We start from the raw sequence: 12,788 nt of genomic DNA, 5'->3' as shown, positions 1-12,788 counted from the left end.
GGCTCTGTCTGAATTCGCTTTTTTCTCTGTTTTCTGGTAAAATACCAGTAACGAAACAAAGGAGCGAAAAACCATGGCATCCAGCGTAAAGGATATCCAGTTCAAGGAACTGAAGGATACGATCTCACAACTGAATACAACCATACGTACCCAGAATGATCTAATCACATCCCTACAGAAGATGCTTGAGGAACGTAACGCAAAGGATGATGAAAAGGATCGGGTCATTGCAAATCTGCAGGCACAGCTTGAATATTTCAAGCAGAAGCTTTTTGGCAGTTCCAGTGAGCGGCGCAGTGACATGCCAGGTCATCTGGATCTTTTCGCCGATCCTGATTCCGAAGAGGAACCTTTGCCGGAACTTATCGAACCGGAGTTCATCGATGGGAAGGCAGGCAAACGGGAACGTAAACCCAAAGCGAGCTACGATGAGATGTTCGCAAATCTGCCAATCCACTATGAAGAAGTGTATACACTGACAGAAGAAGAAAAACAATGCCCGGTCTGTGGGATCATGATGGTACCAATTGGTCATGAAGAGATACGAACCGAAATACGCTATACCAAAGCAAAGCTGGAACGCATCGTATACGTTGCAACCACCTACGGCTGCTCAGTCTGTAAAGATACGGAAAATCCTCAGTTCATCAAGGATGAAGGGATCCCGGCTCTGATCCCGGGTGGATACGCCTCATCATCCCTCGTATCACACATCATGTACGAGAAGTATGCAGATGCCCTTCCTCTATATCGGCAGGAAAAAGGCTTTGAACTTCTTGGCGTCAGTATCAGCAGAACGACCATGGCGAGTTGGATCATCATCTGTTCCCAGAATTATCTGAAACCAGTGTATGACTACTTTCACCGCGAACTGCTGAAACGGCATTTCGTGATGGCGGATGAGACACCAATCCAGGTATTAAAGGAACCAGACCGCAGACCACAGAGCAAGTCCTATGTCTGGCTGATGCGTTCCGGAGAAGACCGGCTACCGCACATCGTTGTGTATCACTATTCAGAGACACGGGCCGGAGAACATGCCGTCAGTTTCCTGAGAGGGATCGAGGATGGTACTTACGTCATGGTTGATGGTTACAGTGGCTATAACAAACTGAAGAATATCAGGAGGTGCTGCTGTTACGCTCACATCCGAAGATATCTGATTGAAGCCATTCCAAACGGCCATGATAAGGACTATAGCCATCCGGCGGTTCAGGGCGTTGTGTACTGTAACAAGCTGTTTGAGTATGAACGCAGCTACAAGGCAAAGGAATTGCCTTATACGCAGGTTTACAAACGCCGCCAGAAGGACCAGAAGCCGGTCGTGGAAGGTTTCATGCGCTGGCTCGATGCGCAGCATCCCGAAAAGGGAAGCCGCATGGATCGGGCAGTGACTTATATCCGAAATCGAAAAGACACCTTAATGACTTATCTTGAAGACGGACGCTGCAGCCTGAGTAACAACCCATCGGAGAATTCAATCCGACCACTGACCTTAGGCCGCAAGAACTGGCTATTCAGTGACAGCCAGGATGGTGCGAATGCGAGCATGGTAGTTTATACCATGGTAGAGATGGCCAAAGCCCATGGGCTCCACCCGTACAACTACCTGCAATACTTGCTCGACAGTCGCCCTGGCAAAGATACTACCGATACAGAATTCGAAGTTCTCGCACCGTGGAGCGAAAAGGCTAGGATAGAATGCAACAAGAAATCAGAGTAAAACGCTCGCAACCCTGACATCACATGTTGGTGCCGGGGTTAGCGTGTTGGGATACCCTAACACTTGGCGCTTACAAAACATATGAAGAAAGTTATAAAATTACCAGTAAGAGATTTGGAGAGCAGTGTAAATCAAAAGAAACGGGTTGCGGCCTACTGCCGTATCAGCACGAAATTTGAAGAACAGCACAAAAGTTTAGAAATGCAAATGAGTTACTATAAAAATATGATTTTGAATAATTCAGAGTGGGAATTCGCAGGCTTTTTTTTCGACTGCGAGAGTGGTCTGAGAAAATCAAAGCGTAGTGGATTAAATAATTTGATGGCCATCGTATGAGCTGGACATATCGATTGCATATTGACGAAGTCTATCAGTCGGGTTTCGAGAAACGTGTTGGACACATTGCTGATTGTCAGAGAATTAAAAGAAAGAGGCGTTGATATATATTTTGAAAAAGAGAATCTCCATTCCATTGACAGTGCAAAAGAGATAGACATTGCTTTGGGGGCAGTATTGGAACAGGAAGAAAGCCATAATTTAAGCGGAAATGTACATTGGGGGTATAGCAGAAAATGTGAAACAGAAGCAAATATCACGCTAATCAAGCCAGTGTATGGTTTTAGATGTGAAAATAATGAACTAATTATTGTTCCACAGGAAGCATCTATTGTTAAAGAAATTTTCCGTCTATATCTGGAGGGTAAAACAGTTCGACAAATCAAAATCTCTTTAGAGGAGAAAGAAGTGCTATCGTCCAGTGGAAAAACAACTTGGGCAGATACTACAATTCAGCAGATTTTAAAATGTGAAAATATAAAGGAGATGTTATGTTTCAAAAAACTTATATTGAAGATTATCTGACCGGAAAGAGGAAAGTTAATTGTGGGCAGCGCCAGAGGTGTTATGTTACGGGTAATCATAAAGGAATTATATTCCCTGAAGTTTTTCATCAGGTTCAGGATGAGATGTTTAGCAGGGGGCACGGGTGGTTTTAAATGAAGATGGAGAACAAATTAGCACTGGGAATAGATATAGTAGTAAATATTTATTCGGTAATCTTTTGAAGTGTGGAAACTGTGGTGCAAGTTATTATCGTCGAACCGAACGCGGAAAAATCGTATGGAGATGTGGGACAAGAATGGAGAAAGGGAAAGAAGTTTGTGGACATTCACCTACTTTACAAGATGATGAAATTAAGAGTTTTTTGGGTGAAACAGTGTGCGGAAATTCCTACAATGAAGCAATTATTAAAGATAAGGTGAAGAGAATAGATGTATATGAAAAGCAAATTATCATTTGCGTATCTGGCACAGAACAATATTTTATTTGTGAGCAATAGATTTGAGATATCTGAACAGAGATAGCCGTTAGAGAATGCAAGTGTAACTCCAAGTATGTATGAAAAAAGATTTTTAATTGGGGAGAAAATTCCTTTATTATAATATAAACCAATTTCTTTTATCCTCGAATATATTTAAATCATGAGTATGAATGTAGTCACTTCAATTTATGGAATCGAGGTGAAGCAGGAAATATTGATATATGTTATTTGAATTTATAAGTAAATTACATATGTCAGTCAGAATATAAATGAATTTTCTGACTGACATATGTATTGTTGAATTATTATGTTGAGATATAATGATTTTGCATATATAATCAAATATATAGAAACAACTGGAAGAAAGATTTTCTGAGATAAAAATCGATAAAGAAAGAAAAGTTGGACGAAATGAAAACTAAAACTACAAAGAGTGAAAACGGGCAAATGTAAAATATATATAATGCTTTAAAAATATCTATAGATAAGGGGGAGAATAATATGTATTTAAAAAAAATTATTATAAAAAACTTTAGAACTTTTGATGAAGACGGTATATCACTAATCTTTAATAAAGGTGTGAATGCAATTATTGGTGAAAATAATTCTGGAAAATCTTCTGTAATAGATGTGCTTAGAATTGTTTATTCAACTGTAACATACAGAAAGGATATATTTTTTTCAAAGTCGGATTTTCATGTTAGTGAAGATGGGGGAGTGGCCAATTACGCCCAATTTGATGTATATTTGGAGGAGGTCCCGCGCAGGTTGGTAGAAATTTGGAATCCGAGGAGTGAGAGTGGTGAGGGAGGCGATTTTCATATTAAATTTGAAAAATATGTTTCTCCAAATGGAACCGAAAAGGTTAGATCAGTTTATTGGGGATTTGGAACAGAGGGAAATCAATTATCTGCCGATACGTTTGAAGCAACAGATGTAGTTTTTTTAGGTGCATTGCGGGATTCAGAAAGCGAGATGAAACCTTCAAGAAATAGTAAATTGGCACAATTACTTAGAAATTTGGTTCCGGGAGAAGAGGTCAGGGCAGAATTAGTTCAAATTTTGAATGATGCTAATAATAGTCTTCTAGAAAAAGAGCAGTTAAAAAAGACACGAAATACAATAAATCAAAATCTTGCAAGAATTGAACAGGAGTTTTTAAATCAACAAATTGACATTGGTTTGGTAGAGCCGAGATTTGATTCAATTGCCGCTTCCTTGCGGGCGTGGGTTAAGCCTAAGTGGATATTGATAAATAAATTAGATCCAGTTTATGAAAAAGCATATATCTATCATCAAAATCACAAAAAATCAAAGAAAATACAAGCTGATGAAAAAGGCATATACTTCGAAATTTCTATTTTGGCTGATGAAACTGGATTTGACAAGGAAATGGCCAACAGAATTGGTGACATTGCGAATAGCTCTTTTGAGCTATATCAGAATGGATTAGGGTATAATAATTTATTGTTTATGTCAGCTGTACTTGGCGATATGGCAATTGAGAAAGGTGGGGTTTATCAGAATCTTCTGCTAGTGGAGGAACCAGAAGCTCATTTACATCCTCAGCTGCAGGAATTGGTGCATAGTTTTCTGGCAGATGCCAATAAAAGTGATGGTAATATCCAGATTATATACACATCGCATTCTCCGACATTAGCTTCTAAAGTTGATATAGCAAGCATCAACCTGGTATATGAATATGGACATAAGAAATATTGTTTGCCTTTTTCGGAAACGAATTTGACAGAAGAAAATAAAGGATATTTGCAGAGGTATCTGGATGTCACAAAATCTCAGATGTTTTTTGCACGAGGAATTTTATTTGTGGAAGGGATTAGTGAAGCAGTTTTGCTACCTACAATGGCAAAGGCATTAGACAGACCTTTTGAAAAGTATGCAGTGGAATTAGTCAATGTAGATAGTGTTGCATTTGCACCATTTGTAAATCTTTTGTCATCTGATAGAGTAAAGACTTGTTTTTCAAAGGTGTCGATTATTACAGATGATGACAGATGTGCAAAAAAAGATGAGGAAGAATACATTGATAAAAATTATGATTTCGATGATATTTGCAATATGGTTGTTACAAAATTACAAAATGGACATCCCTCAGATAGGTGTAATAATTTAATGGTATTATGTTCCAGTGCAGGAATTAATATATTTACAGCAACCAAAACATTAGAATATGCATTGTGCTGTAGTGAAGATAATGTTTACTATATGATAAATGCATTGAAGAAATGTTATACAGATTTGGGGACTAAGTTAGAAGCAAAGGTTGCAGCCTTATCTCAATTAAGTGAAAAAGCAGCGTGTGTGTGGCTGTTTATTAGAACCAGAGATAAATGTAAAGGAGCTGTTGCACAATACATAAGCCAGGTTATCAGTAATCAGTATGAATTAAGAAAAAAAGGAGAACGAATTGAAAAGGAGTTCACTATCCCAGATTATTTAAAACATGCGATTTATAGTGTGACGGAACAATAGTATGGTAGAGAAAATGACGGAAGAACAAAAAAAGTTTTTAGCTGCAGAAGGTAAAGTGGTTGTAAAGGCTTGCCCGGGAAGTGGAAAAACGTATACAGTTGCACACAAATTATTATCTTATGTAGATAATTGGAAAGATTATCACAGAGGTGTTGCAGTGTTATCGTTTACGAATGTGGCAAGTAATGAAATATATATAAAGGCTCAAACAATTCATGGGAGTTTAGGTAAACTGGGATACCCTCATTTTGTTGGGACAGTTGATAGTTTTATTGATGAATTTATTGTGTTACGTTATGGGCATCTTCATACGGTTGGTAAGGTGCGCCCGAGGATGGCACTGGCTGATAATTGGAAAATACCATATAAATATTGGAGGTCAGAATGTCATAGAAATGGCTGCGTAGACAGTGTAGAACAATTTTATTATGGAATTGATGGGAACTTTTATAAAGGAAATAAGCAGGTGACCTGTGACCGTAAAAATGCAAGGGCACTTCCGTGTCAACAATATAAGAGGATGTTGTCAGAACGAGATATTGTTTTTCAAAATGAGACAGCTTTATTTGCATATCAGTTATTAAAGAAATATCCAGAAGTGGCGAATGCTATAACGGAAAGATTTCCGATAATTATTATTGATGAAGTCCAAGATACATCGATAAACCAAATGGCAGTTTTTGAATTGTTAAGTGACTCAGGGTTGGAATCAATGTTTTTAGTGGGAGACTCGGATCAGTCGATATATGAATGGAGAAATGCAGACCCAGAGTGTTTTATCCGGAAATTAGAGGATCCAAATTGGAAAACTATAGAACTGACCGGAAACTTTAGAAGCTCACAGAATATCTGTAATGCTACTTCACCTTTTTCTGCTAGTTTGAGGGGTACTAGTAATAATAATGCAATAGGGGATTGGAAAGATGAGAAGGAAAAACCAGTTTTATTACTGACAAAGAAAAATTCAGAGGATGATATTATCCATTATTTTTTGGATAAGTGTAGAAAGATGGGAATAGAGGAATCGCCGGAGAATGTTGCAATCTTAACTAGAGGGAGAATATATTCTGATACAGATATAACAGGATTATGGAAAAGCAAAGAAATAGAGTTGTTTGCTAAAGCAGCATATGAATGGAAACGTGGTTCGAGAAAGCGAGCATACCAAGAAGCATCAAAGGCATCCTATGATTTGATTTTTAATGAAGATGTAGATGAATATGTGATGAAGCAAAAAATCTGGGAGTACACCAACGAAGAAACATGGAAAGATTATGTCATAGATATTTTGGTAGATATGCCTGATATTGAAATGGGAATTGCGGAATGGGTAAAAAGCTTTTCGGTTATCTTTTGCTCAATATGCACTAAATACGGTTATGAAATTTCACCACATAAAGATATCAAGAATATTTTTAAGATAAAACAGAGTGACAAAAATGTACCGTATTTTAAGCAAATATCGTTAAGTAAATATTTTGAAAAGAAGATAGAAGATAAATATACCCGATCGTCAATTCATGGAGTAAAAGGAGAATCTTATGATGCAGTGCTAATTTATATCAAAAGCCGTACAGGAAGTACAATTACCCCTAAACTACTGATGGAGGGCTCTCTTGATCAGGAACTGATGCGTTTGGCATACGTTGCTATGACTAGACCAAGAAGATTACTAATGATTGCTATGCCAGATACTAAAGGAATAAAAAATTGTGGAAGATTTCCAGAAGAATTGTGGAAATATGAGTTTTTGGAAAGCGGTTCATGAAAAATATTTTGTTATATGATGATGGTGGTGTGATAGTAGGTGCTATTATATTTGGTAGCGGTCACTTGAATTTACGCAAGATTGGTCGAACTAGAAGATATCAATGTATGTTGAGGTAAATAATGAGCAAATTAGATAAATTAAGTGTATTTATATCTCTTGTATTAAGGCATAAACCAGATGCTGCGAATATTAAGTTAGACGAGTTTGAATGGATGAATACTAAATTACTTGATGGAATGAATGATACAGGCAGAAAAATCAATATGGAGGTATTAGAAGAAATTGTTGCAACGGATAATAAGCAGCGTTATAGTTTTAATGCAGATAAGACGCTAATCAGGGCAAACCAGGGGCATAGTATTCCGGTTGATGTAGAATTGATAGAGCAAGAACCACCTGAAGTTTTGTACCATGGAACAGCAGGAAGATTCTTATCAAGTATATTATCTGATGGACTAAAACCGATGAGTCGATTATATGTACATCTATCAGATGATATGGAAACAGCGATTAGAGTTGGTAAGCGGCATGATAATCCTATTGTTTTAAAAGTACATAGTGGCGAAATGTATAAGATAGATTGAAGTTCTATTTATCAATCAATGGTGTATGGCTAACAAAATGTGTAGAGAACAAGTATTTTGAATTGGAAGACTGATTTTAAAAGAGAATAAAGGCATGAATGAAAGTTGACTTTTTAATTATATTTTAGCTTATTAGGATTTCATGTAAACTATGAAATTATAATGGACGAAACAGAAAGCGTTTTATCTAAAATAGAAGCTACTTTATGATGCTGACGCATCTTGGAAATCCACCGCCCAAATGGAAGAATTATCTCATCGTGATCGAAGTATGATTGGAAAATATATCAGAAATATTTTTAGAAGAAGTGAATCAGAGAAAAAATCAGTGTGGGCAAAATCTACCCACGCTGTCTCTGATAAAAACAACGTGTAAAGTGTTCAAATTGCAAATAACTAATTAATGGATTTAATCAAGTTATACATTGCAAAGAAGTATTTCAAGATAGGAGAAGATGGAAACTTACATTTAGGAATGGGGCTATCTTTCATTTAAAATAAAAATAGCAGATCTGAGGTAGAAGTTCTCTAAAATTTCGATAATAAAAAATGAAAAGCAATACCCAAGAAGTTCGTTTCTATAAAAAAACTGCTAAGACTAAAAGTACCAGTACGCTGAGTCTTTATTGTTAACAGCTTTTACTTTTACTAGATTCGGCATCGAAAAATGAGAGTTGCCATGTTATAATTGGTATAGTTATTTTATAGAAAACAAGAGTCAAGTGTTCGTAATTGTTAAAGGTACACCCTGACACCGAGGAGATATTAAAGATGATAAAGTTGGGTTAAATTATAGGAAATTTTACATAGATAATATTAAGAACAAATAAAGAAATCGGATAACGCCGTTCATTTCATTATGAAATTTATATGTTTACTTGAAAAAGACCTGAAAGTGGTAAAATTATATACAATGTAGAATTAAAAGTCTATAGATTATCAAAAGTGATTATGATTAATGCAGTACATTTATTTAATACATAAAATGATGATAGAGGAAACAAATGAGTGAAAATAAGAATATTCAAGATGGTTATTGGGCTATAGCAGCAGAAAAACATTTAAAAAATTATATTGAAGAAAGTCAAAATTTAGATGAAGTGGACAATTTAAACATTGCAGGAAAATCGGGTCGTTTTCTCGGCACAATTAGGGGTAATGGAACAATTGAAAATATCAAAAAAATTGAAAAAATGGCTGGAAGTGTTGGAATTAGAAAAAGTACTTTACATAAAATAATTTTACCTGAGATTGAAAGAGCATCTGATAAAATTGAAATTATTAGAAATACAATTGGAGAAATCACAGGCATCGCAGAATATTTGTTTGATTCAAAAAATGTTTTGGGAATTGCTGGAGAAGTCTTTGAGAACCAAAACCCCAATATAATAGAAAAAATTGCTATTGAAACTATGGAAGCTACGAAAAAGTTGCCATATTATCAAGGAGAAATTATTGATAAATTAATAAAAAATGGATATAAGGAACAGGATATTCAATTATCAATTGCAATACAGGAGCAATTTCAATTGATTCAAAAAGTAAATTTAACTAAAACGAAAGATCCTATTATTAGTAATGAATATATCTGGGGAGAAAACCACAAAAAAATTGCAGCAGCTATAGCACCGCTTGATTTTGGAAAGAAGCAAACATTAAAGGATGTTATAGAAATAGTTCAAAATAAGCAAGGAATTCCACTTGAACAACTGCCAAATGTAGACGCAGAACTTCTTCAATTAGCCAAGAAGGTGGGAATATTAAATCCAACAATTATATCGTCATCAAGGGGGTTCAATAAAGAGTTCGAATTTTCTACTAATCTATTACATGAAGATTCACAAGACAAAGATATTTTAGACGACGTTAAATTATTATTAGCATCTATTAGATTTGGAGAAAATTATACAGAATATTCAACTATTAATGATTCGGCTAAATTTTTACGGGCATTAATAAATAGAGGAACAGTAGGTCCGCATTCATCAAATGGAACTGATTATTTGCTTTTGGAAAAGAGAGGTATTGTTAAAGTAGAAAAAAGAAGTAAATATAATTATTATACACGTCAAACTCGCGAGGGGTATTGTTTAAAATTATTAAAACAAGATATAGCGGAAGAAGCACTAAGAATTATTGAATCAAAAGAATATAGTATAAAACTAACAGAAAGTATAAGTGATTGTAATATAATTTCCGAATGTGGTTCATTTGATTCACCAGAAGAAACTAGAGTTAAAATGGGATTATTGCCAGAACCAGTAAGAGCAGCACAAGAGCATTTAAATAAGGTTTTAAGAGATGAATTAATATAGGAGGATGAAATGGACGGAACGAATAAAGAAATAAAATATGAACAATTAATATTAGATAATACTACTGATATTAATAATAATGGGACAAAACAAAAAAAGAGTATTAGTAAAGGATCATTATTAGAATATCGCATGCAAAGACTGATGTTCCATATGGGATATTATAGCAAAAGAGGAGTTATTATAAAGACATCTGCTGATGATTTGGCAGATGAAATTACAGATCTTGATGTCTATGGGATATTTATCAATAAGGATTTTTCTACAAAAAAGGTGTGGGTTGATTGCAAAGCTGGAAGAGCAAAACCGCTAGAACGAATGTCTTGGATCAAAGGTATAAAATATTCTGCTAGAATCGATGAAGCTATATTTGTAAAAAACAATGTTAGAATTAATACAAAACAGTACGCACATAAAAGTGGAATAATTATTTTGGATGATGTGTTGTTAAATAAATTGGAAACAGATTTTCATATTAAAGAAAGTGACTGGAGGGGGTCTTGGAATTATAATCAACAGTTAGATATGATCAATAAACTGAAAAAAAGTGTATCATATGATGGTAAGGAATTAAAAAGAGTAGCTCAGTATATGGAAAGTAGCTATTGGGTATTTGATCATTATGCAAGAGTAAAAAAATGTTTGAGTGGAATAAAACAATTATATGATTGCTACAATGTAGAAGGTGATGAGAAAAAAGTAATTATGAAATGGGGTATATATGAATTAATATGTTTGTTTAATTTAGCAATAATAAATATTTGTCGAGAAGTATATTATTTGTCAGATAATGATAAAAAGTTACTGATTATGGATGGGATGCTATCTGGTGAAATTCCAGCAAGAAAGCGAGAAGAAATAGTAAATGCAACATACAAGATGGCCATTGGATTAGTTAAACAGCAAATACCTGACTTTATGCCACAACAATTACATGCTAATTTTAAAATTGAACCACCAGAATATACTTATAAGCTTATAGATTTTATTTTTAGAATAACGAATAACCCGTTGGCATTTTTTGATATACTGCGACAAATCGAATTTATACTAATGGAATATGAATTGAATGAAAAAGTGGTTAATAATGAGGAGATGTCCTCTTTATTTGATAATTATGAGAAAGTTAAAATCGGAATAAAAACAAGTTTGCATTTTATTTGTGATGTTTGCAATATTCCAACTACGTTCTTTAAATATCTAAGTTCTAAATAGTCTAAAGAATCGGGGGAGGGGATAAAAAATATCGTTATCATCTGCGCACATGGACTGACTGGAATCAAGGAGGTAATAGCTATTATTTATCCTAAAACAGAATGTGAGTGCTACATCCACTAGGTACGAAAACATTAAAATGTGCCTGATTAGGAGTGTGAGTCTTTTGCTGCAGACTTAAAGATATATCAGATATTTATGTAAAAAAAGACTTTAGAATAGTTGGAGCGAGTCACAGAAAAGTGCGGATACAAATCCGTAACTGGGATCATGTATATGGAGAACTGAGAATGGTGTACGGAGGGGGCCCAATGAAGTTATTATAATCGTGTGAAAGACGGACGAAAATATCGCCTGTTTATAATATACTTAAATAGGTAGGGGATATCATGAGCCAAGGGCTGAAATCCTATCAAGAAGTAGCTTTTCTGGATATTCCGTTTAAATAGTGCACTCTTTCCGAAATTTCAGAGCACATAAATCCGGGGGTTCAGAGCAGGTGTTTCCGCTCCAGAGTGCAATCCTCTATAATGAATCCATGCACATGAAAATGTGTAAATTCATTAAGGAGGTCGATAACCATGATTGATTATCGAGAAATCATCAGACTAAAAAGTCTGGCCTTAAGCAATCTTGCGATTACGAACAGCTTGTGTTGTTCACGTAACACGGTTTCTGAAGTACTTAAGCTTGCAGAAACACATTCTTTGGGATGGCCTATCCCAGATGCACTGACTAACAGTGACATTGAGCATCTGTTTTATCCGAACAGAGGCAGCAATGAAGGAAGGGGGCTCCCGGATTACGAGTATGTCTATCATGAGCTGGCTAAGCCCGGTCTATCACTTTCTCTCTTGTGGACGGAATACTGTGCCAAATGCGAGGCGGAACATACTATTCCGTACCAGCACACGCAGTTTAACGACAAGTATCATGCTTATGCCGCATCAAAGAAAGCAACTCTTAGAATTAAACGCAAACCCGGAGAAACTCTGGAAGTAGACTGGGTTGGCGATACCCTTAAGGTTTACGACGTCGCCAGTTGTCGCGATATACCTGCCTATATATTTGTTGCCGTACTTCCGTGCAGTTTGTACGGATATGCAGAGGCTTTTTCAGATATGAAATCCAACCACTAGATAGGCGCACATGTTCATGCGTATTCTTTCTTTGGTGGTGTGACCCGCATTCTCGTACCAGACAATCTAAAAACCGGTGTTATTAAGAACACATGGACAGAGCTTGTACTCAACCGTTCCTACTATGAAATGGCGGAACATTATGGAACTGCAATCATTCCCGCCAGACCGGTAAAGCCCAAGGACAAACCCAATGCAGAGGGTACCATAAAGGTACTTGAAACATG

The 12,788-nt window shown here is 35.8% G+C and carries 9 protein-coding genes and 2 pseudogenes; all 11 read left to right on the top strand.

The window, feature by feature from the left end:
* Positions 1-73 precede the first annotated feature (73 nt).
* Entirely contained in the window at positions 74-1,723 is a 1,650-nt protein-coding gene (tnpC, locus tag K401_RS31580) for an IS66 family transposase (RefSeq protein WP_024295835.1), read from the top strand.
* 81 nt (positions 1,724-1,804) lie between these two features.
* Positions 1,805-2,236: pseudogene (locus tag K401_RS33995) on the top strand (recombinase family protein); the annotation flags it as partial.
* A 96-nt stretch (positions 2,237-2,332) separates the two neighbouring features.
* Positions 2,333-2,584, top strand: coding sequence for a recombinase family protein (locus tag K401_RS33990; protein ID WP_330363211.1), 252 nt, complete (start codon positions 2,333-2,335; stop codon positions 2,582-2,584).
* Positions 2,551-2,718, top strand: a complete 168-nt coding sequence (locus K401_RS34120) for a hypothetical protein (protein ID WP_334291572.1) — start codon at positions 2,551-2,553, stop codon at positions 2,716-2,718. The genes K401_RS33990 and K401_RS34120 overlap by 34 nt, the downstream gene beginning before the upstream one ends.
* Entirely contained in the window at positions 2,709-3,062 is a 354-nt protein-coding gene (locus K401_RS33985; protein ID WP_330363182.1) for a recombinase zinc ribbon domain-containing protein, read from the top strand. The genes K401_RS34120 and K401_RS33985 overlap by 10 nt, the downstream gene beginning before the upstream one ends.
* Before the next feature lie 483 nt (positions 3,063-3,545).
* Complete coding sequence (locus tag K401_RS0126815) at positions 3,546-5,537, top strand: ATP-dependent nuclease (RefSeq protein WP_024295834.1); 1,992 nt, start codon at positions 3,546-3,548, stop codon at positions 5,535-5,537.
* A gap of 1 nt (position 5,538) precedes the next feature.
* Complete coding sequence (locus K401_RS0126810; protein WP_024295833.1) at positions 5,539-7,305, top strand: ATP-dependent helicase; 1,767 nt, start codon at positions 5,539-5,541, stop codon at positions 7,303-7,305.
* Positions 7,306-7,427: 122 nt separating this feature from the next.
* Positions 7,428-7,966: pseudogene (locus tag K401_RS31565) on the top strand (RNA 2'-phosphotransferase).
* Positions 7,967-8,896: 930 nt separating this feature from the next.
* Positions 8,897-10,207: a hypothetical protein gene (locus tag K401_RS0126800; protein WP_024295832.1), complete on the top strand. Its 1,311-nt coding sequence runs from the start codon at positions 8,897-8,899 to the stop codon at positions 10,205-10,207.
* Positions 10,208-10,216: 9 nt separating this feature from the next.
* Positions 10,217-11,422 carry a hypothetical protein gene (locus K401_RS0126795; RefSeq protein ID WP_024295831.1) on the top strand — a complete coding sequence of 402 codons (1,206 nt, stop codon included), beginning with the start codon at positions 10,217-10,219 and terminating at the stop codon, positions 11,420-11,422.
* A 581-nt stretch (positions 11,423-12,003) separates the two neighbouring features.
* Positions 12,004-12,561: a hypothetical protein gene (locus tag K401_RS33725; RefSeq protein WP_242842336.1), complete on the top strand. Its 558-nt coding sequence runs from the start codon at positions 12,004-12,006 to the stop codon at positions 12,559-12,561.
* Positions 12,562-12,788: the final 227 nt, after the last annotated feature.

Source organism: Lacrimispora indolis DSM 755 (genome assembly GCF_000526995.1).
GTDB classification, from domain to species: domain Bacteria; phylum Bacillota; class Clostridia; order Lachnospirales; family Lachnospiraceae; genus Lacrimispora; species Lacrimispora indolis.
The sequence above is the reverse complement of the archived record's forward strand: the minus strand, read 5'-3'. Positions and strand labels throughout refer to the sequence as shown.

What these genes read in the sequence shown, in the direction of transcription:
- K401_RS0126800 (WP_024295832.1), top strand. Translation starts at nt 8,897, where the DNA reads ATGAGTGAAAATAAGAATATTCAAGATGGTTATTGGGCTATAGCAGCA.
- tnpC (WP_024295835.1), top strand. Translation starts at nt 74, where the DNA reads ATGGCATCCAGCGTAAAGGATATCCAGTTCAAGGAACTGAAGGATACG.
- K401_RS33725 (WP_242842336.1), top strand. Translation starts at nt 12,004, where the DNA reads ATGATTGATTATCGAGAAATCATCAGACTAAAAAGTCTGGCCTTAAGC.
- K401_RS0126815 (WP_024295834.1), top strand. Translation starts at nt 3,546, where the DNA reads ATGTATTTAAAAAAAATTATTATAAAAAACTTTAGAACTTTTGATGAA.
- K401_RS34120 (WP_334291572.1), top strand. Translation starts at nt 2,551, where the DNA reads ATGTTTCAAAAAACTTATATTGAAGATTATCTGACCGGAAAGAGGAAA.
- K401_RS0126810 (WP_024295833.1), top strand. Translation starts at nt 5,539, where the DNA reads ATGGTAGAGAAAATGACGGAAGAACAAAAAAAGTTTTTAGCTGCAGAA.
- K401_RS0126795 (WP_024295831.1), top strand. Translation starts at nt 10,217, where the DNA reads ATGGACGGAACGAATAAAGAAATAAAATATGAACAATTAATATTAGAT.